The following is a 25,746-nucleotide window of genomic DNA, read 5'->3' as shown; positions in this document are numbered from 1 at the left end:
CTGGCTTGTGGTTGAGGAATAAATTTTTATGAAAGCGATGATTCTCGCGGCTGGCAAGGGGACTCGCGTGCGTCCGATTACCTATACAATTCCCAAACCGATGATTCCCATCCTGCAAAAGCCAGTGATGGAGTTCTTGCTGGAACTGTTACGCCGACATGGATTTGACCAGATTATGGTCAACGTTAGTCATTTGGCTGAGGAAATAGAAAACTATTTTCGTGATGGTCAACGATTTGGGGTGCAGATTGCCTATTCCTTTGAAGGCAAAATTGATGACGACGGGAAACTGGAGGGAGAAGCAATTGGTTCAGCTGGAGGGATGCGCCGCATCCAAGACTTTTCACCCTTTTTTGATGATACCTTTGTGGTTTTGTGCGGTGATGCTTTGATTGACTTGGATTTAAGTGCGGCGGTTAAATGGCATAAAGCTAAAGGGGCGATCGCTACTATTATTACGAAATCTGTCCCCAAGGAAGAAGTTTCTAGCTACGGTGTGGTTGTGACTGACGAAGAGGGTCGTGTCAAAGCTTTCCAAGAAAAACCTTCAACTGAAGAAGCCCTTAGCACCAACATCAACACAGGTATTTACATCTTTGAACCAGAGGTGTTTAATTATATTCCCTCTGGTGTCGAATATGACATTGGTAGCCAATTGTTTCCCAAATTGGTAGAAATCAAAGCTCCTTTCTACGCCATTCCTATGGACTTTGAATGGGTAGATATTGGTAAAGTACCAGACTATTGGCGGGCGATTCGCGGTGTACTGCTGGGTGAAATCAAAAATGTGCAAATTCCTGGTCATGAAGTCGCCCCTGGCATCTATACTGGCTTAAATGTTGCCGTAAATTGGGACAAAGTGGATATCACAGGTCCAGTTTACATTGGCGGTATGACCAGAATAGAAGACGGAGCTAAAATTGTCGGCCCAGCGATGATTGGCCCCAATTGTTGGATATGTAGTGGCGCAACAGTTGAAAACAGCGTGATTTTTGAATGGTCGCGCCTGGGGCCAGGAGTCCGGTTAGTCGATAAGCTGGTGTTTGGACGTTATTGCGTGGATAAAACTGGCGCTGCGATCGATGTTCAAGCGGCTGCTTTAGACTGGCTGATTACCGATGCCCGTCAGACGGTGCCATCACATACCCCTGTTGAACGACAAGCGATAGAGGAATTATTGGGGACAAACGCAAATTAAAGTTATGAGTTAGGAGTTAGGAGTTAGGAATTATAAGTTATAACCTTTATTCCTAACTCTAGCCCGGGTTTTGGTGGTTGCAAGTATGCTGAAACCTTTGTTATGAAGTTCAATTTGGTTTTGCAAGTCCCATATGTATTTTTTTTGACCGCCCAAAAACTATTAACCTCTCGTTCCTATTGCTCTGCATAGGAATGGATTTGGGGAGGCTCTGCCTCCTTGGACTATAGGCAGAGCCTCGCTTATAAGCATTCCCATGCAGAGCATGGGAACGAGATCATGTCATATTGACAGGGTTACTCTTAACTCCTGACTCCTGTACAGACGCGATTAATCGCGTCTCTCCTCACTCCTAACTCCTAACTATTTAAATACGTATATCTTCTGAGACTCTGCTCGTAGGTTTGCAGCAGTCGCTGAGATTCTGCTAGGGTGATGCGCTTTTCTTCTAATGCTTGCTCGCAACGCTGGCGAATCTTTTCCACCATATCTTCGGAGTCATATTGGACGTAGCTCACCACTTCGCTCATGGTGTCACCTTTGACAACGTGTTCAATTTGGTAGCCTTTGGGCGTCAATTGAATGTGAACGGCGTTAGTATCGCCAAATAGGTTGTGCAAATTGCCCATGATTTCTTGGTAAGCTCCATTCAAGAACATCCCCAAATAATAGGGTTCTCCGGGCTTGTGGGTGTGCAATTCTAAAACTGACTTGACATCGCGCAGGTCAATAAAACGGTCGATTTTACCATCACTGTCGCAGGTGAGGTCTGCTAAAATTCCTCGCCGCGTTGGTTCTTCATCCAAGCGGTGGATTGGCATGATCGGGAATAGCTGATCGATCGCCCAGCAATCTGGTGCCGATTGAAACACTGACATGTTGACGTAGTAGATGGAAGCCATAATTTTCTCTAGGTCTTCCAGTTCATCGGGTACGTATTCTTGCTGTCTAGTGATGTTGAGAATTTTTTGACAACAAGCCCAGTAGAGGCGTTCGGCCTTGGCTCGTTCTCTGAGGCGTAAAATTCCCAAGTTGAAGCGGCTGATGGCTTCTTCTTTGAATTGTGCAGCGTCATGGTACAACTCTTGGTAATTTTCTTGGTTGATGGATTGGAAGCTTTCCCAGAGATAATTAATAATTGGGGATTCTCCCTCTTGTGGAGGTTCTGGGGCGTCGAGGGGGACATCGCTAGTACTGAGAACATCAAAAATTAGCAGCGACTGATGGGAAGCGAGCGCTCGTCCACTTTCGCTAATCAGTGTTGGTACGGGAATCTGCCGTTCAGCACAGGTATCTTTTAACTCTGCCACGATGTCGTTGGCATAGTTCTGCATGTTGTAATTTTTCGATGCATAGAAGTTGGTTTGGGAGCCATCATAATCTACACCCAAGCCGCCACCAACATCAAGGTATTTCATATCTGCCCCTAGCATCGCCAATTCCACATAAATGCGGCTGGCTTCTTGGATGGCATCTTTAATCACATTAATGGCAGAGATTTGTGAGCCGATGTGGAAGTGCATCAACTGCAAAGAATCGAGCAGGTTAGCTTCCCGTAACTTGTCAACAGCCTCGATTACCTCAGGCATAGTCAAACCAAATTTAGCGCGATCGCCACTAGAGGCTCCCCAACGTCCCATGCCTTGGGTACTGAGTTTAGCACGAACCCCCAAAATCGGCTTAATACCTAACTGGCGATTGGCATCAATCACCAAATCAACCTCTTCAATCTGTTCTAGGACGATGATTGGTGTTTGCCCTAGTCTTTGGGCTAACATTGCCGTTTCGATGTATTCTCGGTCTTTGTAGCCGTTGCAAACTAACAATGCTCCTGGTGTATCCAGGACAGCTAGAGCAATCATTAATTCTGGCTTGGAACCGGCTTCTAAACCAAATTGATGAGGCTTGCCAAATTTCACTAAATCCTCAATTAAATGCCGTTCTTGGTTGCATTTAACGGGAAACACGCCCCGGTAGACGCCAGGGTAATTGTAGCGGGCGATCGCTTTGGCAAAACAAGCGTTCAACCGCTCAATCCGGTCTTCCAAAATATCGGAAAAGCGAATCAACATGGGAAGTCCCAAGTTGCGCTGCTTCATGGCGTTGACCAATTCAAACAAGTCTAGAGAACCCCCGCGATCGCCCTTGGGTGCAACAGTAACGTGTCCAGCAGCGTTAATCGAAAAATAGGGTTGTCCCCAACCTTCAATCCGGTATAAGGCTTCGCTATCCTCAATTTTCCAGGAGTGAGGTAAATCTCCTGTGGTAGTAATAGGTGGTAATAGCTTTTTCTGTTTATGATTTTTCACTTCAGATTTATGTCCATTGGCCGGTACTTGTACCACCTCGTCAGATGTAGCAGTTGGCTCAACACCCATTTCTTCCTAACCTCAGTTTTTCTACCCACGAATTAACAATTTAGCGCATTCATCTGAGAACGGATATGCACCCAAAGATAAATTCTGAGATAAACTCTGATTGGTCAGTAGTCAGGAGTCACGAGTGCAAAACCCTTGCACAAAGGACTATTGAGTAGATAAAAACTTTATTAAGCTTTGGGAGATGACAATGGAGCGCACATTCTTAGCAATTAAACCTGATGGAGTACAGCGGGGATTAGTGGGGGAAATTATCCGTCGCTTTGAAACTAAAGGTTTTACCCTAGTTGGTTTGAAGTTCTTGAAAGTCAGTCGAGAATTGGCTGAACAACACTATGATGTTCACCGGGAACGTCCCTTTTTTACTGGTCTAGTTGAATTTATCACTTCTAGCCCAGTGGTGGCGATGGTATGGGAAGGTGATGGTGTCGTTGCATCTGCCAGAAAGATTATTGGTGCGACGAACCCCTTAACAGCAGAGCCAGGAACGATTCGAGGTGATTTTGGCCTGAATATTGGTCGCAACTTGATTCACGGTTCTGATGCTCCAGAAACCGCGCACCAGGAAATAGCCCTATGGTTTAAAGATGAAGAATTAGTCAATTGGCAACCACACTTAACGCCTTGGTTGCACGAGTAATTGAGAGTTAGGAGTTAAAAGTGAGGAGTTAGGAGTTAAAAATTCATAACTAACGCTGTGTGCAACTTTTACTCAAACCTAACCCCCAACCCCTTTCCTACAAGGGAAGGGGAGCAAGAATCAAAGCCTCTCACCCTGTGGGGAAGAGGAATGGAAGCGGGGTTTTAAGAATTAAGTTGTACATCGCGTTAATTAATAACTCCTCACTCCTCACTCCTCACTCCTCACTTACTTCGAGACTTCGCTCTTTTCCGGTTCTACTTGGGGCAATTCAGTGCCAATACGTTTGGAAAATCCCCAGCCTAAAATTAGGAAGATGGCAGGAATCATTATCCATTCTGGTGGAACTAAACTATCGTTCACCACTTTCAACAACAAGCGCAAGCCTACCAACGCTACAGTTACATAGCCTGCATCTTCTAGGTTTTCATATTCGTCTAGCCAACGGATAAACAATCCCGCCATGAATCGCAGCGTAATAATCCCAACTGTTGCACCCGTCAGCACCAGCCATTTTTCTTGAGAAACTGCGATCGCAGTTGTCACGCTATCCAAAGAAAATGCCAAATCTGTAAATGCAATCACGGGTATCGCTTGCAACAATGAATTAAAACGTGGTTCGTGATGCTGCTCGTCTTCATCTTGTTGAGAGGTAAAGTGTTGCAATACCAACCACAGCAGGTAAGCAGCACCCAATAATTCAAATTGCCAGAATTGTTGTACCCAAGTAGCCGTGAGAATCAGGGTAATTCGCAGCACATAGGCAACGACTAAACCAAAGTTGAGGGCCTTACGCTCAAGTTCTTTGTCTTCCAGCCCTTGAGCGATCGCAGCCAGAGCGATCGCATTGTCGGCAGATAACACCGCTTCTAAAAATATCAGGATCAGCAGAACTATTGGGGCTTCAACGCTGAAATGAAAGTTGAGGTAATCAAAAATTTGGTCTAGCATTCCGGGTTTCTCAAGCAGAAAAAATTAAAATTTGACAAGAACAGAGATTTGCATGTTAAAAAGCGCAATAAATTGCTACTCTAATTCAGCTTAACGTGGTTGTGGTGGATTTTGAAGGGGGTTGATATGTGTGCGATCGCCCTACAAGTGGGATAATTTGCGTATAAGTCAATACACCAATATTTTTAACATCTTGCTCAATGCGATCGCAATGGACTGTTGTCAGTTCCCATCTAGAATTAGCTTATGAGAACAAAAATATGGTAATAGTTTATGAATATTTACTTAACTACCGAGCTTGAGGAGTTCATTCAAAGTCAGGTTGTAAGCGGGAAGTACACCTCATCAGAAGAAGTGATTCTTGCAGGTATTAGGCTGTTAGAGGAACGGGAAGGTATTTATAAGGGTCGATTTGAGGAACTGCAAAGGGAAATTATGATTGGGGTTGAGCAACTCGATCACAAAGAACGACTCGACGGTAGAGAAGTAATCGAGCAACTGCGTCAAAAGAACCAAGCTTTGAGAAAGACTCAGGCACAATAATGAGTTTATATTTTCTATCACCCTCCAAGCGCTATAAGCTCAATTAGGTGAACGTAACTTTTCTGGATTACTGATAGTATGGATAACACACTTCTACAACGCATCACTCATAACCCTGATATCTGCCACGGCAAACCCTGTATTCGAGGACTTCGTTATCCAGTTGAGTTTATTTTGGAACTACTCAGTTCTGGTATGAGTACTGAAGAAATATTGAAAGATTATGACGATTTAGAATCTGAAGATATTTTGGCTGTCTTGTTATTTGCTGCTCGACTCAGCCAAGTCAAAAGCATTCATCGAATTGCCTCATGAAATTTCTTGTCGATGCTCAGTTGCCAGTTCGTCTTACCCGTTTTCTGGAAGCTTCAGGTTACGACACACTCCACACCAGAGACTTGCCAGGGGAAAATGCTACACCAGATATTGAGATTAATGCTGTATCGATTAAACAAAATAGAATTGTAATTACTAAAGATGTGGATTTTGTCAACTCTTTTTTAACAGTTCAGCAGCCTTATAAACTACTTTTAATTACGACAGGCAATATTAAGAACTCAGAATTGGAATCCTTATTTATAGCTAACTTCCAATCTATAGTTGAATTGTTTAAGCAGCATTCCTATATTGAAATAAGTCGAGATACTATTATTGTACATCAGTAGCAACCGTAATAATCCTATTTAATTTGTGTAAACTACGAACCATAAAGATGATTATTTAATATTTTATCGCCCAATTGCAGAGGGGATGGAAATTGTGCGAGTAGTGAGTGGCTACCGCGATTTAGAAGCGCTATTTTTAGATGATGATTCAAGGTAATAATTTTCAGTCTATTAAAAAACAAATTTTGTTACAGTAGGCTTTAGCTTCCCGTTCTAGACGTTTAATCTCTCTTTGCCACGACTCAAGCCTGTGTTCTCGCTGTTGCAATTTATCTGCTGTCGAGTTTCTGGAAGGCTGGGTATTTGGATTAGGCAGAATTCCATGATTTTTAAGCCAAGTGGGGGAAAATTCCTGCCAAAGATAAACATGATCGTGTCTATCGCCACCCAGACAGCGAATCCGTTTGACTGAAAGTGTAGATTCACCAAAAAGGATTTGCTCATTTCTGGAATTTTTCGGAAACAGGCGCGTCTCACTACCGCCTCCACGAAAGAATTCAACTACAAACCACTCACCAAAATCGAATATACAGACCTCTGTCGGGTCGCTACCATCATCCTCTAACAGATCAACATCACCTTGGATTTGATACCCGATGGCAATTTGTGATGTTTTAGGTAACAAGATGCGAAGCCGTTCAAAGCGGTTACTGTAATTAGCCCAAAAGTCTCTGCGTCTACGTAGCTGATTTGACTCAAAGTCTTGTAAATCGAGCTTGTTCAATATTAGATTTACTAAGTTTTGGAAGTCACCATAATTGATACCTCCAATCCACTCTCGAAGTTTTTGCCTTGCTGGATCTGAAATTTTATACCAATTATTCCCATTTCTATAGTTATTTCGCAACCAATCAACCAGTAAAGAATGGTTGGTTGCTATATTATTGGAAACCTTAGTGAGTAAATAATTCACAGCTTTTATTTGCTGACTATCTAACATTTCATCCAAACATAGTAATAGCCATTGTACCTGCTGATGATTTGGAGAAGTAATTGTAGTAAAATACGGGGTTATATCTTCTATGAATTGGCTAAATAATGGAAGATAAGCAGGTAAAATGTCTCGGATGTTGTTTAGCAATCCAGTTCGATTAACACGCTTTTCGCAAGCAATTTTTGCCAATTCTCTACCGACTTGTGTACTGCGAAGCGCTCGAATAATTTTAACTGGTAGTAGGTGACTAACTAAGTCAGAATTAGTAAAAATATCAAAAGATTCAGCTATAGACTGTGCTAACATCTGTTCTTGCCGATCACCATAATAAAGAGCTAAACGCCACAATAAGTGATGTTGCAACCATAAATTAGAAATTGCTACGTTCCAAATAGCTGCTGATGTTTTCCCGGATCGGTCAATATTTTGCTGATCCCACTGTGCTTTAGCATGGATGCAGTAAATCCAGTCTAACTTACTTACTTGATCAGCCTTACCCTGTTCAATAGCTTCCAATACTTTATCAACACTTGGTATTGATATTGTTACATCTGGTAAGTTACTTGCAAGCTGAATAAGTTGATTAGGACTACACTGGGGAGTTTCAGGTAGGGAAGGAATGGAAAACTGAAAATTCAAGATTGTTTCTCCTTTAAAGAGATGTTTTAGCGATATCTTTTTTTGACTCATCACTGCGAAACTGAAAACGGAAAACTACCTTGCGATCGCCTGGATTGTCACGTTTCTTGTCAGATTCAATTTCTCCACGACCAGCAGCTAATATTTTCTGGCTCAAAGGTGCCTTGGTAGGGAAATTCATGTCATAAAAAATATATTTATAAACTGATGCTGATCGCAACAAGCTTAGTTGTAGATTAGTTTTATCGTCTCCATCTGAGCTAGTGTGACCTTCTATAACTACGCGACTAATTTCCTGCTCAAATTCTGGTTTTGAGAAAATAACCCCACTGTAAACGGGAATAAAGCGGTGTAGAAAGGCTTTACCGTCTGGTTTAAGCTCGGTACTTCCCTTGGCAAAAAGAATTGATTCTTGGATACTTACATCCCCAGTTTCTGGGTTAACTTTGACATTGATATTGTTGCTTTTCATTTGTCCGACGACATTACCAATTACTACCCGTTTTGGTACATCCTTTTGTGCAAGCTGGAGTAGTACAGTGATAAATAGTAAAGCAAAAAACATTAGTAAACTAGACATCAGATCGGCAATAGACAGATAGAGACTAGAGTCATCATCCTCTATAATCTCTGCATTAATTTCACCTTTGATAAAATCATCCATGATTGATTCCACCATTACTAAATTGGTGGTTATCAAGTGCAGCACGCAGCACTTCTGCTGTCTGTAGTAAACGTCCGCAAACCCTAGACATAGAAGTATCTGCTTCTTGGAAAAAGCTTAACTGTGAATCAACACTCCTTTGCATAGAAACTTCAAGATGACCCTGCCAAGACTGAAGGCTATGGTCAAATTTTTGATTCAAATCCCTGTATGAATTGTCCACTCTTTGGACTTCCTGACCAATACCACGAGCAAGATTTTCTAGTTGAATTAGTCGGTGTGCATCGTTAAAAGGTTCCTAAAAGGCCAATAGCAGTACACAAGGTTGTCACAAAACGCAGGGAACTTCGAGGTATTGGACGGGCTAAAATAGATGGATAATTTATAAGTACGAACTTGCCATTCTTTTGCGCTTGTTGATTAATTCTGCTTAGATCATCGGTTCCTAAATGGTCTCTTAACCAGGAGGAAACTTTGTCTAAAAGCTTTACATTTTTACCCTTTTTCATCAAAAATTTAATTGCGGCTTCAGTTGTGCCACACTCTGAGCGCCAATACTGCCATAATGTGTAAAACTCGATGATAGTTGCGACTATTAACACAAAAGCAATTGCCCAATGAAAAGGTTCGTTATGCCAAATAATGTTCCAAACTTTTGCCATTTCGACGCTGCACCCCTCTTGTTTATCTTGGTTATATCTTTTTAAATTGCTGTAATTCTTTATCCGCAAGAACCTCTTGAGCTACCCGCATTGGCAGATGTTCTGCATCCAGGCGGTCTCCTATAGGTTTTCGGAGACGTAAGCTGTAAAGTGGTTCACCTTCTGATTCTTTATCCTCAATTAAATAAACCTGTTCTGGTGCATAGCTTCGCAACAAACGCACCTGCAAACAGGTTTTTAAATCCCGTGAAGAAATAGATAGGGGTGAATCTTGTCCAAATAATTCACGAGCGACTTTCCAAGCGTGGTTAACCGCCACTATTTCGTTAACCAATTTTTCCACTGAGGGATACAATAGTTTCGCAGTTTCACTAATCAATGCTTTTGACCTACTTGCCTGAGCTTCAATAGGTCTATAGTTCCCAAAACTGAAACTTATTTAACTTTTCTTGGTAAAGCTATATTGAGAAAAGTAGTTTTTGATGAAAAACTACTCTTTGGGCGTTGAAAAGTTGGCAGTATCACTAAATGTATTGGCACATTCCATATTTTACTGTTTATGCCTGTAAAGAAGAAAACAAAGCCTGCGTAAGCAGGCTTTGTTTCTAAACCAGTAGATTATAGTTGAAGGGCAATTTAATCTCCCACTACGCAACTAGAAATGTCACAAAATCTCTGCCAATTTTACCAGCAGATTATTTGCTAAATCCACTAACCTAATATCATCTGCATCAACACTATTCCCTTCACCAGCTAACAACCTTTTCACAGCAGATAACCTGTCATTGGTTTCAAAAATTCTCCAAGATTCTTCTAAGTTTACTGCGAAATCAAATAGCGATCGCTCTCCTAAATGCTGTCTTACCTTAACAGCTACACTCTCATCACTTACCAAAAATTCTTTAATAGCATCTAATCGAGAATTACCTAATATTTCATCATGTCCCCAGGTTTCTAGCCAGTCTCCATCTACATCTTCAACGTAAAAATTTACAAAATTAACCCCGTAAGTTAGCCAGTTTTGCTGCATTTGTCGCGCTGTTGCTAAAGCTTCAGCAAATGCATCTACTTGATTGTTGCAGCTGTGAGTTTCTCTTTTATTAACCATAAAAGCTGTAATTAGCAGGTAGGTATGTATGCTGGAATATAAATCTGGAACATCAAATGGAAGTTCACGAAAATTTTAAATATTTGCCACCAGAAAGATAATCACTGTTATACAGTGCCACGTTGACTAACTGGTTAACAAAATTAGCATCCTTGGGATTGTAACTTAAGAACAGTCCTCTCTCTATTTCCCACGATCGCAGTGTATTTTGCCAAGCTTGGTACTTTTGGTAATTAAGTTCTTCAGAGACACTGGTAACTTGAATGCACAGTGGTTGATTGTTACGACTAACAATTAAATCTGTTGCCATTGAAAGGTCGGCAATATAACGCTGCCAAAAACTACCTTCACGCTGAACAATATCTTGGGCTATTGATTTAATTATATCATCATCAACCTGATTAAATTCGCCTCCCATCAATTTTTGTTTCCAAATATAAAATTTGGAGTCACTTGCATTAATCCATCTAGGAAAAAGATAACTATACCAATATCTTTCAATCGGTGTCATTTGATCGAACTTTGCTTTTTGTTCTTCTTCCGAAGGTAAGGATTTCACTATCAGCCAAATTGTAGAATCCGTAATCACCTCTAAGAGAAATGCAATCACAAAAGGTTTTGCAGTCAGGGAACCTGGCTTGATATTCTTTACCCAACGATTGATTTCGTCTAATCTTCTCGCTAAATCAGGATCTATCGAGGAGGCTTGCAGGGTAAGGGACTTTAGCTTATCCTTAATCTCTTTTGCTTGCAAACGATGCCCTACTTTCAGAAGATAATGCTTTTTTCACACACTTATAACTAGATTTTAACTTGAAAATGTCTTTAGTTAATTTCCTGATGTCATTAAATATTCTTTGGTTCAATGCCCTGTGTAAGTAAAACCTCCCGCAATCGAACAATTTCTTGCTCTGCTTGTTGGGCACGTTCTTCTGCCCATTGGGCACGTAAACTTTCTTGTTCAGCTAGTTCTTCAGATGATAATATTAATTGATTTTCAGTAGTGAATAATCTTAATTTACCTTCATAAACTCCCAAGTAAAGTTCTAACTGCTAGCTCCACAAACGTCCATCAGTGGTGGGTTGAATTTCTTGATACTTACCATCAACTAGATGAAATCCCTGAAACTCCATTGTTACAGAGTCAAACCAGAAATAATCTGGTGTACGGAAGGTATCCTGGTAAACTTGTTTTGTTAAGCTTTTATCAACTGCTGCCGTTGAATTTGACAAAATTTCCCCAATTAAGTTTGGATATTTGCCGTCTTCTTGCCAAACTACCCAACTTCATACGGTCTTTTTTCTGAGTTCGCAAAACTATAAAAAAGTCTGGATCACGGAAATGTTATGATTTTTTCTGATTAGGACTGTAGTAAATCGTCAAATTGCCAGAAGCATAGAAATCTTGCCTTTCTCGCCACCACAATTTGAGTATGCGAATCAGCAAATCGATTTTGTCACGGTGCAGGTCACTTTCTAAGGGTAGTTCGTCACTAAGTATATCACCATGAGGAAATACAACTTCGTCCTCTGAAATACCATTAAATATGAATTTTAAGGTAGCAGGTTCAGACATCAGCGATCGCCCCGCGATTTCCATTCATTTTACTGAAAATTTGGTAACTTGCAGACGCTTTTAAAAACTTGTAATAACTCAGTTGCACCTGGAGATTCATTCAAATTTAATAATGGCATTAACTGATAGGTTGGTTGCTGGTCACATCTTAAATAAACAAATTGATAACGCAATCCGTTAGTTACCAGTCCCCAAACAGATGGTTGTTGATTTAAACTTTTAAAAGCATAAGTGAGTAATTGAGGTAAACCCTCACTCACTTCGATCGCACTGTTTTTCGTTTCAATTATTAGAACCCAAAAAAGCGGCGCAATATTACTTTGAGGACTGTTGATTGCTAAGATATCCATCCGTCCGGTAATTCTTCTGTCTTCATCTTCGACTGCGATCGCAATGCTATCTTCCATTGTCAACCGAATCGGCACATCGTAAAAGCCAGCTAACCGCATCAAGGGTGCAATTGTTAATAATTTTACCAAACCCTCGGAAATTTTACCTGCATTTAAGTAACGCTCAAAGTCGCTTCTGATTCGCAATAAATCCTGCTGTTCAAACTCAGAGAGTGGTTCTAGACTTAAGAAGTCTGTAAATGAAGCATTTGAAAGCTTTTCTAGTTTAAGAAAGCGATGAACATCGTTGAGAGATAGGCTGCTAGCTTCGACGATGAGTGTCATAGTTTCAGGCGTTGTTTGTGAAGACTATTTACATTTTGCAACATTCTTAGTAGAGACGGTAACATCTTGATATTTAAATCCAATATACAAGGGGCATTCCTGGTTTATAGTCCAAAAAAGAAGATATATTTCCTATTACTCCTTGCTTTATAGGTGTTACAGACAAGCTTTTACTCTTTAACAACCTGTCAGCAATATCTAAAGTTTCTTGAGGCAGGGGATGACAAGATAACTTCTTCCCAATTAAATCTAGGTGAAAGTTTGATTCTGGCAATAATAACGGTTTACGCACCCTATTATCAACTACAAGCGGTATAATATGTGCTTTACACCACACTTATATCTTTTCATGGCAAAATATTCTCAGGCTCAATGACCTATAGATATCACACCTTTTTTTATTGCTTGGTTTTGGTTGGTGTAAGCTAAATACCTTGCAATTTCTATTCAGCTTCAGGAAAATTTAAACACTGTCTGGCACAACTAAGCTAAAAATAGTTTTCAGTAACAATACCGTTTGCAAATGTAATCATGTCTCAACCAAGTATAGAATCAATCCCACAAGAGAACCGCCTCTTTCATCCTGCCTCGGAATTCTCACAGAATGCCCATATTAAAAGCCTGGATGACTATCAGCGTCTCTATGCTAAAGCCAAAGCCGATCCGCAGCAATTTTGGGCAGATTTGGCTACAACAGAATTAGAATGGTTCCAAAAATGGGATACAGTATTAGACTGGCAACCGCCTTTTGCAAAATGGTTCGTTGGCGGTAAGATTAATATTTCTTACAACTGCCTTGACAGACATCTCACAACTTGGCGTAAGAATAAAGCAGCATTGATTTGGGAAGGAGAACCAGGAGATTCGCGTACCCTTACCTATGCCCAACTGCACCGGGAAGTTTGCCAGTTCGCCAATGTATTGAAGCAACTGGGTGTACAAAAAGGCGATCGCGTTGGTATTTATATGCCGATGATTCCCGAAGCTGCGATCGCCATGTTAGCTTGTGCCAGAATTGGCGCACCCCACAGTGTGGTATTTGGTGGTTTTAGTGCCGAAGCTTTGCGCGATCGCTTAATTGATATTAAAGCTAAACTGGTAATTACAGCTGATGGTGGTTGGCGCAAAGATGCGATCGTTCCTCTCAAGGAACAGGTAGATAAAGCCTTAGCTGATGGTGCTGTTCCCAGTGTAGAAAATGTCCTGGTTGTGAAGCGCACCGGACAAGAAACTTATATGCAGTTGGGCGGACGCGATCATTGGTGGCATGATTTGCAAAAAGGAGTATCAGCAGATTGTCCCGCCGAACCAATGGACAGCGAAGATATGCTGTTTATCCTCTACACTTCAGGCAGCACCGGCAAACCGAAGGGGATAGTGCATACAACTGCTGGTTATAATTTATATACCCACATTACCACCAAGTGGATATTCGACCTGCAAGATACAGATGTATACTGGTGTACCGCCGATGTAGGTTGGATTACTGGACACAGCTACATTGTCTACGGCCCTCTTTCCAACGGTGCAACGAGCCTGATGTATGAAGGTGCGCCCCGTGCTTCTAATCCTGGTTGTACATGGGATGTGATTGAAAAATACGGTGTCAATATTTTTTATACTGCACCTACGGCAATTCGAGCATTTATTAAGATGGGAGAACAACATCCGAATGCGCGAAACCTGTCTTCGTTGCGTTTGCTAGGAACTGTCGGCGAACCAATTAACCCGAACCCTTGGATGTGGTATCACAAAGTAATTGGTGGTGAACGTTGTCCAATTGTTGATACCTGGTGGCAAACGGAAACAGGCGGAATCATGATTACACCCCTACCAGGGGCAATTCCCACCAAACCGGGTTCAGCAACTCTTCCCTTCCCAGGAATTATCGCAGATATCGTAGATTTAGAAGGAAACACCGTACCCAATAATGAAAGCGGTTATTTGGCGGTGCGACATCCTTGGCCAGGAATGATGCGGACAGTCTACGGCGATCCAGAACGCTTCCGCCGCACCTACTGGGAACACATCCCGCCCAAAGATGGTAACTATACTTACTTTGCTGGTGATGGCGCCAGACGCGATGAGGATGGTTACTTTTGGATAACGGGTCGTGTGGATGACGTACTGAATGTGTCAGGCCATCGGCTTGGTACAATGGAAGTAGAATCAGCCTTGGTTTCTCACCCAGCGGTTACAGAAGCGGCGGTAGTGGGTAAACCAGATGAACTTAAGGGTGAAGAAGTAGTTGCTTTTGTGACTCTAGAAGGCAGTTATCAGGGAAGTGAAGAACTGAGTAAAGAACTCAAACAGCACGTTGTCAAACAAATTGGTGCGATCGCTCGTCCGGGAGAAATTCGCTTTACCGATGCTTTGCCTAAAACGCGATCGGGTAAGATTATGCGCCGATTGCTGCGGAATCTAGCTGCGGGTGAAGAAGTATCTGGGGATATTTCGACATTGGAAGATAAAAGCGTGTTGGATAAATTACGGCAAGGTACGTAAATAATTCCATGAGCCTAGTAGGGGCACATATATCTGCGCCCCGTCTATCTTGTGATGCATTACACGCTAACGCACCTCAATTTATTATAAAGATTAGAACATTATTGAGGCACTCAGGGCGATGAAGTTGAAGCACAAACTTAAATCAGCATTTGTTCAATCTTTTAGTGGCATGACGCTAAGTATCATCACTGGAATGGGGATATCACCACTAGTGTTAGCGGTTCCAGCAAAAGTTTCTTTGCATTCCCCTGAACAGTATGCACAGAGACAACCACAAAAACTAGCACAGTCTCAAGCTCCAGACACAGGATCAACAGAGCGATCGCAGATGATGCAACAAGCCAATGCTTCATTTAATCAGGGAGACTTAACAGGTGCAGAGGAAAATTTACGCAAGTTAATTAAAAAATTCCCAGACGATGCTTTTGGACGCTTTCAACTGGGAAATGTGCTTTTTCGGCAAAAGAAATCAGAAGAAGCAATTAGCTCTTATCGAGAAGCCATTCGCATCCAGCCAAAATATGCTCTAGCCTACAATGCGATCGGTATTGTTTATGCTAGCGAAAGTCGCTGGGAAGAAGCCATTACTGAATATAAAAAAGCTCTAGAAATTAATCCTAATTATGGCGAGGGGCTGACTAATTTTGCACTAGCATTGTGGCAAACAAATAAAAAAGATGAGGCACTATCTTCTCTACAAAAAGCTTTAAATATTTTTAAAGCACAGAATAGAGGTGAAAAAGTTAACCAAGTCGAACGAATCTTGCGAGAGATCAAAACTGGTGATCAGCCTAGTGTTTCATGAAAATCACATTATTCAGTGGTAAAAGTTAAGAAGATTTGCTGACGATTAGCTTTAAGGATGCTTTGCCAGTAATGCGATCGGGTATTATGCGGCAGTTGCTGCGGAATTTGGCATCTGGTGATACTTTGACGTTAGAGGATCTCAGTCTGTTGGATAAGTTGTGCGAAGGTGCGTAGTTTAAATAAGTTTCAGATAACTGTGTAAAATCTGTATGGGGTGGGCAAAATTGCCTACCCTGGATTGTGTGAATAAAATTATTTCTGCTGGAATTCCTTTTACCTAGTTGATTCTCAAGATATATCACAATCGGGGTTTTGAGCTTAACCGACAATCAACTCGGATTAGTACCTCATAATTAAGGAGGGTTAAAAACTGATGACGACGAACCAAAAGAAACGTGTATGCAAGTAAGACAAGAAATTTTTGATACATATTGGCGATTTGCAACTATGCGCCAGGAAGTATTTTTCAACAAAATTAACAACGTACCACCACCCTGGACGACTGACCCGATTATTAATATTTATAAATTTTGTAATGCATATCGAGCAAGCGATCGCGTTTCACAATATTTGATCAAAAACGTAATTTACGATGAGAATAGGAGCAAGAATGAAGAAGAAGTAATTTTACGGATTCTACTATTTAAAATCTTTAATAAAAAAGAAACATGGGAATATTTAGAAAACAAAATAGGAGACTATATTACACTGTCTAATTTCGATCCAAATACATATTCAGAAATATTACAAGAGGCTATGAATCTTGGATATGTCATTTATACCAGTGCATATATGTCTTGTGCTAGCAAAGAGTTTGGTTATGATAAAAAACACCAAAATCATTTGGCATTAATTGATAAAATGGTTGTCCAAGATAGGGTAATTAATCGCATAGTCAAAGCCAAAAATTTTGAAGCCGTTTTTCAGATAATTCAAGAATATCCATTGCTAGGTAAGTTTATGGCTTACCAATTAGCAACAGATATTAACTATAGTGAAATTATCAACTTTGACGAAAACAGTTTTACTATACCAGGCCCCGGAGCCGAACGTGGTATCAGCAAGTGTTTCGTTAATATAGATGATAAAACATACACTAACATTATTCATTGGATGACTGAAAACCAAGAGAAAGAATTTCAAAGGTTAGGGTTAAATTTTCAATCACTCTGGGGTCGTCCGTTACAGGCTATAGACTGTCAAAATCTGTTTTGTGAAACTGATAAATACTGCCGAGCAGCATTTCCGGAATTGAAAAGTAATCGCAAAAAGATAAAATCAAAATTTACTGTAACGCCTCAAGCAATTGATTATTTTTATCCGCCTAAATGGTGTATTAACGATAAAATTAAACAAACAAAAATTCCCACCCTTACAAATTGCTAATTCACAATTACTAAATAAAAATTATCAGCAATTATGCTTGAAATTATATTTTATCTTATAAATAATATCTGAAATTAAAGATAATATATCAAAATTACATTCTGTGCTTATTAAGTGGTACAATCATCACTGTTCAGCAGTACTCATTTTTCCATTTAAAAGAAGGATAATCTAATGAAGCATACTACAATTTAGCTATTGTTTAGCATATTCTAGATGAATTACTGTAACTTTATACCTATCGATGTATTCTAAAAAAGCTATCATTTTAATTACTCATCTGAAGGTGTTGTGCAGTTCACAGTCCGTCTAATAACCAATGTGAGGGTGTTAAATATAAAATTGTTAGTTTAACTATCTAGTTACCTCAATATAGGGAGAGAAACTGGCTAAATTTGAAGAACAAAATCAGTCAAAAGTCATGTCAAACAACCTAATTTCAACTGAAGAATTAAATGCCTATCAACGTTTACAAATGAAGCATGATGAAATTTATCATCCTGAAATTGTTGCACTTGGCATTTGCCGGCGAATGAATCATATTGCGCTGCACCTCGTTAAATATCTCGGAATTCTTTCGTCTCTACCTGTTTCAGCAGAGGAAAATAGGAGGGTATTTATTGATTCATTTATAATGATTGTCTCTGCAAGTAACCTATTAGGAATTTATTTAGCAGAAGAGTTGGTGATTGATGGAATAAATTATATTGACGGTAATTTCATTGATGAATATATTCGGCTTCTTGCTGAATTAGCTAAGGCTTGTGAAGCAACAGATCACCAAGAAGATTACCCCATTAGAGCAACCTGGAATAAAAATATACGAAGGTTTTTTTTCCTTCTCGTTCGTGAAGCACATTCACGAAATATTTTTATTTTGGAAGAGTCTAGTAGGCGTTTAGGTTCTGTAGAAATAAAACATTCACTCAACGATATCTTGCAGGTGAAAAAATGAGTTTTTGGTCATCACAAACTTTGATGTCTCATCTTCCTAGTTTAATTGAACCATTTAATGCCGATCAAATTGAGTCTGCATCGTATGAATTGTGTATGGGGGAAGAAGTTTATATTTCAGCCCTTCCTGATACACCTTTGAGAGAGCGAAAAAAAATTATTCTTAGAGATAAAGAAACTGTTCCTATTCCTCCAGGGCAGTTTGCATTTCTGATAACTTCTGAAACAATCAAAGTTCCAAACAATGCACTTGCGTTTATTTCAATGAAATTTAAATTTAAATCAAATGGGCTGATTAATGTTTCAGGTTTTCATGTCGATCCTGGCTATAGTGGCAAACTAATTTTTGCTGTTTATAATGCTGGTCCTCTTAACTTTAATATAGGAAGAGGTGAGAGGGTTTTTTCTATATGGTATGCAGACTTGGATAAAGATGACGAAAATCCCCGAAATAAGGTAGGTTATGATTCAATTCCCACTGATTTAATGAATAGTCCTGATTTAGTTTCTTCTCTTCCTTATTTAGTAAAACGTTTGGATGATATGGAGAAAAAAATAGAGAATTATTCTGTTAAACAGGCTTTTGTCTTTACGATTGCTATTGGTGTTATACTTGCTTTTGCAAAGGTAGTAGTGGATAGATTTATACAGCCATGACTCAATATGGTTAAATCTTCTCTTGCCATCTATTAATTTTAAATTGGTGAAATGAATCCAAACTGTGGCTATATACTTACACGAAATAAGTACAAGTTTGCGAAATATCAAGTACTTTAGGATGAGAAAGCTTGTTAGATTTATTAGGATAATAAATGAAATACAAATATAATCTTGGTTAGAAGGGCGAATAAATTAAACTACTGGTTTTTCCTATTATGCAACGCTTCTTAAACTACCTCTTGTTGTTTTTGAGTTAGATACATTGCAATTCCTTTCTCGTAGTAAGCTGCTTCATTAATAAAAATAGGATAAACGGTAGACTCTCCCTCATAAAAAATATCTTTTCCTTCAAAAGTCAGAAACATTGGATCACCTGGATTCAGAGGTTCATAATCTCTAAACTGAAGCTGCGGATGAATCATGGCTTGAATTTCCCCGCCGTAGGCATCGCTTCTAGGATAATCGATAGTCTCAATGTATTGATAGAGTGTAAGCGTGCTGTTTATCTGCGGAATATTACCTTGATTGCACCCTTCAAAATAGTCTATAATTGCATAAATAAGCTGCTCTGTTTGCTGAAACAATTCTGCATTTAAAATATTCTGAGCCACAGCACCAACTTCTATAACAAAACCTAATTCGCACAAAGAACGGAGAAAACCACTTTCTCTAGATTGTTGATTAACAAAAACCTTTACCATCGGATTGATAGAACTTAAATAAGCGCCTAACCGAAGTAAGAAAGGATGCAGATCACAAAAAATCAGACTTAAACCCATGTTGGCAGTTGTACTGTGCAAATCAACAATTACATCCACAAAGGGCTGATTTTGCGGTTGCAGTATCTGTTGGATTGCTTTTGCCCGTGTATCTTCATAACTTGAAAGTTGCTGATTTTGTAAGCCTTGATTGGTGAAGCAACGATTTAAATCCTTGTCAATGTATCGTTTGCCTTCTTCAATAGCTTTGAGATTGCCAAGTAATGCCAGAGTTTCAAAACTTGCTCTGTTGATTAAATTAGGATACTGCTGAAACCTTTTGACTAGATGTATTCCTGTTAACTCATTACCGTGGTTTCCTCCAACGATCGCAACTCGTTCAATCTGACTCATAACTACCTCATATCTAAAAAACTTGTCAAGTGGACGCTATAATGCCCAACGCCAGTTGTTTTACTTGGAGAAACGCCAGGACTGCACTGGCTCCCCTACGGTTATTGAGAATAGTGCAAGATACAAGATAAAAGTATAACTGCTGCTGACGAAATCTTGTCAGAGAGTGACGCGATCGCTCCATATTCGAGCCAAAATGTGATAACTGTTAAGCTGTTAGCTTTAGCACAAAAGGGGAGGAAATTTATGGAGCATGACTTTCAAACAATCGCTGAATTTTACAAAAACGCCCTCCTCAACGATGTCCTTCCATTTTGGGAAAAATATTCTCTCGATTGGCAGCAAGGCGGATATTTCACCTGCCTCGATCGCTACGGCAAAATTTATGATACAGACAAATTCATCTGGCTGCAAAACCGCCAAGTGTGGACTTTTTCTATGCTTTGCAACCAGCTAGAAAAACGCGAAAACTGGTTGAAAATTGCCAGCAATGGCGCTAATTTTCTCGCCAAACACGGCAGAGATAGTGATGGGAACTGGTACTTTGCCCTCACCCGTGAAGGTAAACCACTAGTTGAGCCTTACAATATCTTCTCTGATTGCTTTGCAGCGATGGCATTTAGTCAATATGCACTCGCTGGCGGCGAAGAATGGGCAAAGGATGTGGCAATGCAGGCTTATAACAACGTATTACGCCGCAAGGACAACCCGAAGGGCAAATATAATAAAACCTATCCCGGCACACGCCCCATGAAATCATTGGCTGTACCAATGATTTTAGCCAACCTGACTCTAGAAATGGAATGGTTGCTGCCAAAGGAAACACTAGATAATGTCTTAGCTGAGACAGTCCGCGAAGTGATGACCGATTTTCTCGACCAAGAACGGGGACTAATGTCCGAAAACGTTGCCCCTGACGCTTCCCACATAGATTGTTTTGAGGGACGGCTGATTAACCCAGGTCACGGTATCGAAGCTATGTGGTTCATCATGGATATCGCCCACCGGAAAAACGATACCAAAACTATTAACCAAGCCGTTGATGTGGTGCTAAATATCCTGAATTTTGCCTGGGATAGTGAGTATGGCGGATTGTATTACTTTATGGATGCAGACGGTCATCCCCCACAGCAATTGGAATGGGATCAAAAGCTGTGGTGGGTTCACCTAGAGTCTTTGGTTGCATTAGCAATGGGCTATCGCCTGACTGGGCGTGAGGTATGTTGGGAATGGTATCAAAAAATGCATGATTACACCTGGTCACACTTTGCTGATTCAGAATACGGAGAGTGGTTTGGCTACCTCAATCGGCGTGGGGAAGTATTGTTGAACCTTAAAGGTGGCAAATGGAAAGGATGTTTTCACGTACCGCGGGCATTGTACCTTTGTTGGCAGCAATTTGAGGCGATCGCTACTTCTTTGCAATAGATTTATTACAAAAATTCATGTTCATAACCACAACCGAAGCTGAGGTAACGACAGCTTCAGTTATTGCGATGCCTGCGGCGGTAAACAACGCAGTCAGTTTAATCTCGATCAGAGCACCATCTGCACGATTTAACTCATCCTAATATAAGAAGCATTGTTCTCGAATTAAATACGATACAGAATGATTTAATTAAAGGTATTGCCCAAACAAAAAACTTTTAATATGAGAAAACTGTCTGTGATTCTCCCCTTAGCTATTTTAGCTTTTGGCAGTGTAGTTGTTAAGAGCCAAGAAATCTCCTCACCCAATACTTACACTAAATCTGTTACCCGTGAAGTTTTAGCGAGTGGTTATCCTACTCAAGATCAAAAGCAGATTCTTGAGCTTGTCCGCTATACCATCGCACCAAGAACAAAACTCCCTACTCATACTCATCCGGGAATGCAGATTGCACGAGTAGAGGCGGGAACTTTAACTTTTACTGTTTTAGAAGGAAAAGCTAAAGCAACGAAAGCTAACGGCACAGAATTGATTCTTCAAAAAGGGAAAACTATACAGCTTACAGTTGGAGATTCTTTAGTTGAATATCCCGGAATAGTTCATTATGGAGAAAACCAAACAGACAAGGCGATTATTCTGTTGGCTGCTTCTCTATTTAATGCTAATCAACCAAAAGCTATTTTAATCAATCCTCAAAACAGATGAATTTGATGATAGATTTCGACTTTTGTTAGAGGTTTACTCATTAGTATTTAAAACAATACGCTTGGGTTAAGAAAATTTTTCCTTCTCTTTATTCTCTCTGTGTAGCGCCAGTTGCTTCTCCTGTCGGAGATGCTCTTGCTAGCAATATCTCCGTAGGGGTACAAGTCCGGGAACCGCGAGGGCGCAATGGCTTCTCTGCGTCTCTGTGCTTCGTTAAAAAAAATGACTTTTACAAAGACTGCTAACCTTAACCCAAGCGTATTAGTATTTGAAATAGCATCATACAGATGACGATATGAGTCGCCAGAGTTCTCAGCAAAGTACCATCGATCTGTCAGACTTTAATCGTATTAACCCTCTCAAGTTAAATGTGGAAGAGCTTATCAACTTTGCAAAGTATCATAGAAAACTGAAGATTTAAATAATATTTTAAAGAAGGTTTTACAATCTGCTTATTATTCTAACTCAGTGTCTTCATTATTAATTACAGACTAAATTCTGCTGCGCCATCCTCATCCACATCTGCATCCTTACCCATAGAAGTAGGTTTAAATTTAGAGCCATGAATTAATTCAGCAAAAGCAATTCCTGGATTTTGGTGAAGAATATTCAGCACACTCATAAAATCTCGCACAATTTCCCCTGGTGTCAGTAATGCTTCTGCACCCAAGCGATTAACAATTTCTTGGACAAACTCCTTCAACTCGCGATTTGTCAAAGTCTGTTCATACCCAAAATTGAGTGCATGAATTTCAGCTAAACGTTGCAAAAGCGTCAAGATTTCTCCTTCACTCAATGGGTTCAATCGAATTACTGGCCCCAAATACTCCTGAACGCCAGATTGTGCAACAAAACGGCTTTCCTTTGTGCGTCTTTGCCAAGCTTGGTCTGCAAAAAGTCCTCGTTTGGGATCTTCTAAAAATTTAGTTGTTCCACCAATAACAATACCAAGATGTTCTGCTTTACATTGCATGGTATCGTTAAACATTGCTAAAAGTCTATTATAGTTCTTTTCCCGCGTGACTGTAGTAGATATTTGATATAAATGTACAGCTTCATCAAGTATAATTAACAGTCCTTTATAGCCAATTTCAGCTACAAATTTAGCAAAGAGTTTGATGTAATCATACCAACTATCATCATCAATAATGACGCGCACTCCTAAAGCTGCTTTTGCCTCAACTTTAGTAGTAAATTCTCCACGTAACCAGCGCATCGCCGCATTTTTTAAATTATCATCATCCAATCGGTAGCCACGCCAATAAGCGATTATAACGCTACCAAAATCAAATCCATGAACTAAGCCTTCAATATACTGAACTACTTCCCTAATTTTCGATTCAACTTGGTCATCAAAGCCATCGTCATTCGGACGCATTCCACTTTCTTTAACCACTTCTTGTTGAATTTTATTAATCCATCCTTCTAAAATTGAGACTAAAGCACCACCATCAGGACGAGTTTTTGTAGCTAAGTGGCTCATTAATTCTCGATAGGTGGCTACACCTTCATGGTTGCTTCCTGCTAATCGACGTTCAGAGGATAAATCAGCATCAGCTACTACAAAACCTTGCTCCATAGCATGGTTGCGAATTAGTTGCAGTAAAAAACTTTTCCCAGAACCGTAGTTACCAATTATGAAGCGAAATGCTGCTACACCTTCTGCAATATCATCGAGATTTTGTAATAGGCTTTTTAGTTCTTTTTCTCGACCTACTGCTATATGTTCAACTCCCATTCTTGGTACTACCCCCGCACCAAGGGAATTGATTAAAGCAGTGGAGATTTTTTTCGAGATTTTGAGCTTTGCCATATATTACACATCACTTTATTCTAAATGCAGAAGCACGCAGTAAGTAGGTGAGGCACATATTCACCTTACTACTAATCTGACGACAGCAATAATAATTTAATTTGACGAAGCATGTCTAGCCATAAAATCTTCATCCATTGCAATCATTTTTTTGACATACATCATATGCTCAGGGTAAACTTCTGGAATTTCTAAATCTGAATTAATAATTAATTCACCAATAGTATCATTTGCCTGTTCATTTATAGAATCGATTAACAGATTCGGCATAGTGATGTTTGCTTCGGCAATTTTTTTAATAGCAGCCTTGGGATTATCTTGTTCGACTATAGCTTTTAATACTTCTAGTTCAGATCGTGGGAGATTTTCTAAAAAATTAGTCCATTCTTCAGGTATATTCTCTGATGTATCAACTTCTGAAGTGTCTGTGATTGCTGTAGTTTCCATTATTTCAGAAAAAGGAAACAATTCAGGATCATCTTCCTGGGAATTATCAGATAAAGGTTCTTGATTGAATGTTTCTATTTGTTGGAGTAATTCCCAAACTTGATTTTGTAATGAGTCTCGTTCTTCTTGTAATAATGAAACCTGCCCTTGTAACTCCTGTAATTCAGCTTTTATTTCTCCTAGCTGGGTTTGTGAAGAATTCAGGATAGCTTGGATATTTTCTCTTTCAGTTTTTGTTGCTACCAGCAATTGATTTTTTTGGCTTGTCTCAACTTCTAGCTCTTGAATTGCAATTCGCATTTCGTATAGTTTTTCTTCTAATTGGGGTTTAAGTCTGCCTAAAAGAGTTAAATTGCTTTCAACTTCTTGTTTTTCTTGCTTAAGTTCGGAAATTTGACTTTGCAACTGAGTAATTTCAGTGCGAGAGCCATTGCAATTTGACTCTAGACGGCGCTTCTCTGCTGTGAGAACAGAAAAAGCATTGTTTAATTCTGCTTGATTTTTATGCAAGTTATTAATTTCAGTTTGCAGATTATTGATTTCAGTTTCTAACTGCTTTTTCTGCCCTGCAAATGTTCTTAATTCTCGATGTATACTATCCCTTTGGTTACGGCTTTCTGTGACTTGATTTTGCAGTTGTTGTGACTCTGCATATAATAAATTATGATGTTCTTCGATTTGATTAATTTCTCTGACAACACGAGCCTTCAATCCCTCCATTTCTTTAATTCGCTTGCGGAGAGAACCTAAAACAAACATTTCATAATTTCTGCGTCGCTTATCTACGAATAATGCTGCTGCATAGATAATAACGGCAGTAATTACACCTGTGATAAAGGCTTTATTAAAATCCCAGTTTGGGACGAGGCTAAGGCCAAAACTCACACTAAAGGCAACTATCCCTAAGATAAATCGATTGCTGATCATTACTGATTGCATATTGCTGGTTTTTAGCGTAGTTAAATTATCAGAATAAGTAGCTCTCATACTAATTTATAATTCGTAATGACGCTCACAGACTCGCTAACGAGCGAACGCGAACAGCGTCTCCCCTTCTCACATTGCCAGAGGCTAGTGCCTGCCGGAGGATGCCCAAAGGGCTGTAGGAGAAGAGAAGGCTTTACGCTACACTAACGTAATTAGAATACACAGAGAATAATACTTACTAAAAAAGAGTTTCAATCTGTTGTTCTGTTTGCTGAAACAAGACATTTTTCCCAATTTTGGTATCATAGTCGTTCTGAAATCTCTAGTTTTAGTTACTAATACATAACATTGTTCTGTAAGTAACAA

General features: G+C 39.8%; 26 protein-coding genes and 1 pseudogene. 13 read left to right on the top strand and 14 right to left on the bottom strand.

Annotation, left to right across the window (positions count from 1 at the left end; genetic code table 11):
* Positions 1-28 precede the first annotated feature (28 nt).
* Positions 29-1,198 carry an NDP-sugar synthase gene (locus V7K49_RS12040; RefSeq protein ID WP_334867578.1) on the top strand — a complete coding sequence of 390 codons (1,170 nt, stop codon included), beginning with the start codon at positions 29-31 and terminating at the stop codon, positions 1,196-1,198.
* A 359-nt stretch (positions 1,199-1,557) separates the two neighbouring features.
* On the opposite strand, the gene speA is transcribed toward V7K49_RS12040, so the two are convergent.
* Positions 1,558-3,576, bottom strand: a complete 2,019-nt coding sequence (speA, locus tag V7K49_RS12035; RefSeq protein ID WP_334867580.1) for a biosynthetic arginine decarboxylase — start codon at positions 3,574-3,576, stop codon at positions 1,558-1,560.
* Positions 3,577-3,766: 190 nt separating this feature from the next.
* Here speA and ndk point away from each other — a divergent pair, with 190 nt between their 5' ends.
* Entirely contained in the window at positions 3,767-4,216 is a 450-nt protein-coding gene (gene ndk / locus V7K49_RS12030; protein ID WP_334867582.1) for a nucleoside-diphosphate kinase, read from the top strand.
* A 228-nt stretch (positions 4,217-4,444) separates the two neighbouring features.
* Here the strand turns inward: ndk and V7K49_RS12025 are convergent, their stop codons facing one another.
* Positions 4,445-5,167 (bottom strand): TerC family protein, encoded by a 723-nt coding sequence (locus tag V7K49_RS12025; protein ID WP_335205680.1) that lies wholly within the window; start codon positions 5,165-5,167, stop codon positions 4,445-4,447.
* Positions 5,168-5,440: 273 nt separating this feature from the next.
* On the opposite strand from V7K49_RS12025, the gene V7K49_RS12020 reads away from it, so the two are divergent.
* The 3 genes from V7K49_RS12020 to V7K49_RS12010 all read left to right on the top strand — a co-directional run bounded on the left by V7K49_RS12020 (position 5,441) and on the right by V7K49_RS12010 (position 6,375).
* On the top strand, positions 5,441-5,710 hold the full coding sequence (locus V7K49_RS12020; protein WP_334867586.1) for a type II toxin-antitoxin system ParD family antitoxin: 270 nt from the start codon (positions 5,441-5,443) through the stop codon (positions 5,708-5,710).
* A gap of 78 nt (positions 5,711-5,788) precedes the next feature.
* Entirely contained in the window at positions 5,789-6,025 is a 237-nt protein-coding gene (locus V7K49_RS12015; RefSeq protein ID WP_334867588.1) for a DUF433 domain-containing protein, read from the top strand.
* The gene (locus V7K49_RS12010) at positions 6,022-6,375 is read left to right on the top strand and encodes a DUF5615 family PIN-like protein (RefSeq protein WP_334867590.1); all 354 of its coding nucleotides are present in this window, start codon (positions 6,022-6,024) and stop codon (positions 6,373-6,375) included. Before V7K49_RS12015 ends, V7K49_RS12010 begins: the two co-directional genes overlap by 4 nt.
* A 163-nt stretch (positions 6,376-6,538) precedes the next feature.
* Here the strand turns inward: V7K49_RS12010 and V7K49_RS12005 are convergent, their stop codons facing one another.
* The 9 genes and pseudogenes from V7K49_RS12005 to V7K49_RS11965 form a co-directional block, all read right to left on the bottom strand.
* Positions 6,539-7,948, bottom strand: coding sequence for an EH signature domain-containing protein (locus V7K49_RS12005; RefSeq protein WP_335205679.1), 1,410 nt, complete (start codon positions 7,946-7,948; stop codon positions 6,539-6,541).
* Between the two features lie 13 nt (positions 7,949-7,961).
* On the bottom strand, positions 7,962-8,627 hold the full coding sequence (locus tag V7K49_RS12000) for an OmpA/MotB family protein (RefSeq protein WP_335205678.1): 666 nt from the start codon (positions 8,625-8,627) through the stop codon (positions 7,962-7,964).
* Positions 8,605-8,835 carry a hypothetical protein gene (locus tag V7K49_RS11995; protein WP_335205677.1) on the bottom strand — a complete coding sequence of 77 codons (231 nt, stop codon included), beginning with the start codon at positions 8,833-8,835 and terminating at the stop codon, positions 8,605-8,607. Before V7K49_RS11995 ends, V7K49_RS12000 begins: the two co-directional genes overlap by 23 nt.
* A 64-nt stretch (positions 8,836-8,899) precedes the next feature.
* Entirely contained in the window at positions 8,900-9,274 is a 375-nt protein-coding gene (locus V7K49_RS11990) for a hypothetical protein (RefSeq protein ID WP_335205676.1), read from the bottom strand.
* Positions 9,275-9,305: 31 nt separating this feature from the next.
* Complete coding sequence (locus V7K49_RS11985) at positions 9,306-9,653, bottom strand: hypothetical protein (RefSeq protein WP_335205675.1); 348 nt, start codon at positions 9,651-9,653, stop codon at positions 9,306-9,308.
* Between the two features lie 285 nt (positions 9,654-9,938).
* Complete coding sequence (locus V7K49_RS11980) at positions 9,939-10,382, bottom strand: hypothetical protein (RefSeq protein ID WP_335205674.1); 444 nt, start codon at positions 10,380-10,382, stop codon at positions 9,939-9,941.
* Positions 10,383-10,446: 64 nt separating this feature from the next.
* Entirely contained in the window at positions 10,447-11,136 is a 690-nt protein-coding gene (locus tag V7K49_RS11975) for a hypothetical protein (RefSeq protein ID WP_334723448.1), read from the bottom strand.
* Positions 11,137-11,228: 92 nt separating this feature from the next.
* A pseudogene (locus tag V7K49_RS11970) lies at positions 11,229-11,958 on the bottom strand (Uma2 family endonuclease).
* Positions 11,959-11,987: 29 nt separating this feature from the next.
* Positions 11,988-12,632, bottom strand: a complete 645-nt coding sequence (locus tag V7K49_RS11965) for a restriction endonuclease subunit R (RefSeq protein WP_335205673.1) — start codon at positions 12,630-12,632, stop codon at positions 11,988-11,990.
* 531 nt (positions 12,633-13,163) lie between these two features.
* Between V7K49_RS11965 and acs the strand changes: the two genes are divergently transcribed.
* From acs to V7K49_RS11935, 6 genes are all read left to right on the top strand, one after another.
* Complete coding sequence (acs, locus tag V7K49_RS11960) at positions 13,164-15,137, top strand: acetate--CoA ligase (RefSeq protein WP_335205672.1); 1,974 nt, start codon at positions 13,164-13,166, stop codon at positions 15,135-15,137.
* A 121-nt stretch (positions 15,138-15,258) separates the two neighbouring features.
* Positions 15,259-15,945: a tetratricopeptide repeat protein gene (locus V7K49_RS11955; protein WP_334867607.1), complete on the top strand. Its 687-nt coding sequence runs from the start codon at positions 15,259-15,261 to the stop codon at positions 15,943-15,945.
* A gap of 35 nt (positions 15,946-15,980) precedes the next feature.
* Positions 15,981-16,121, top strand: coding sequence for a hypothetical protein (locus tag V7K49_RS11950; RefSeq protein ID WP_334867609.1), 141 nt, complete (start codon positions 15,981-15,983; stop codon positions 16,119-16,121).
* Positions 16,122-16,346: 225 nt separating this feature from the next.
* Complete coding sequence (locus V7K49_RS11945) at positions 16,347-17,333, top strand: nucleotide kinase domain-containing protein (RefSeq protein WP_334867611.1); 987 nt, start codon at positions 16,347-16,349, stop codon at positions 17,331-17,333.
* Between the two features lie 421 nt (positions 17,334-17,754).
* Positions 17,755-18,288, top strand: a complete 534-nt coding sequence (locus V7K49_RS11940; RefSeq protein ID WP_334867613.1) for a hypothetical protein — start codon at positions 17,755-17,757, stop codon at positions 18,286-18,288.
* Positions 18,285-18,944: a dCTP deaminase domain-containing protein gene (locus V7K49_RS11935; protein ID WP_335205671.1), complete on the top strand. Its 660-nt coding sequence runs from the start codon at positions 18,285-18,287 to the stop codon at positions 18,942-18,944. The genes V7K49_RS11940 and V7K49_RS11935 overlap by 4 nt, the downstream gene beginning before the upstream one ends.
* A gap of 230 nt (positions 18,945-19,174) precedes the next feature.
* Here V7K49_RS11935 and V7K49_RS11930 read toward each other — a convergent pair whose 3' ends face one another.
* Entirely contained in the window at positions 19,175-20,059 is an 885-nt protein-coding gene (locus tag V7K49_RS11930) for an aspartoacylase (RefSeq protein ID WP_334867617.1), read from the bottom strand.
* Between the two features lie 246 nt (positions 20,060-20,305).
* Here V7K49_RS11930 and V7K49_RS11925 point away from each other — a divergent pair, with 246 nt between their 5' ends.
* On the top strand, positions 20,306-21,487 hold the full coding sequence (locus V7K49_RS11925) for an AGE family epimerase/isomerase (RefSeq protein ID WP_335205759.1): 1,182 nt from the start codon (positions 20,306-20,308) through the stop codon (positions 21,485-21,487).
* Positions 21,488-21,710: 223 nt separating this feature from the next.
* On the top strand, positions 21,711-22,193 hold the full coding sequence (locus V7K49_RS11920) for a cupin domain-containing protein (RefSeq protein ID WP_335205670.1): 483 nt from the start codon (positions 21,711-21,713) through the stop codon (positions 22,191-22,193).
* Positions 22,194-22,677: 484 nt separating this feature from the next.
* Here the strand turns inward: V7K49_RS11920 and V7K49_RS11915 are convergent, their stop codons facing one another.
* Positions 22,678-24,006, bottom strand: a complete 1,329-nt coding sequence (locus tag V7K49_RS11915; protein ID WP_335205669.1) for an ATP-binding protein — start codon at positions 24,004-24,006, stop codon at positions 22,678-22,680.
* A gap of 96 nt (positions 24,007-24,102) precedes the next feature.
* Positions 24,103-25,440: a tellurite resistance TerB C-terminal domain-containing protein gene (locus V7K49_RS11910; RefSeq protein WP_335205668.1), complete on the bottom strand. Its 1,338-nt coding sequence runs from the start codon at positions 25,438-25,440 to the stop codon at positions 24,103-24,105.
* Positions 25,441-25,746: the final 306 nt, after the last annotated feature.

The sequence above is a fragment of the Nostoc sp. genome (genome assembly GCF_036919675.1).
GTDB lineage: Bacteria > Cyanobacteriota > Cyanobacteriia > Cyanobacteriales > Nostocaceae > Nostoc.
This window is presented reverse-complemented; position numbering and strand designations above follow the sequence as displayed.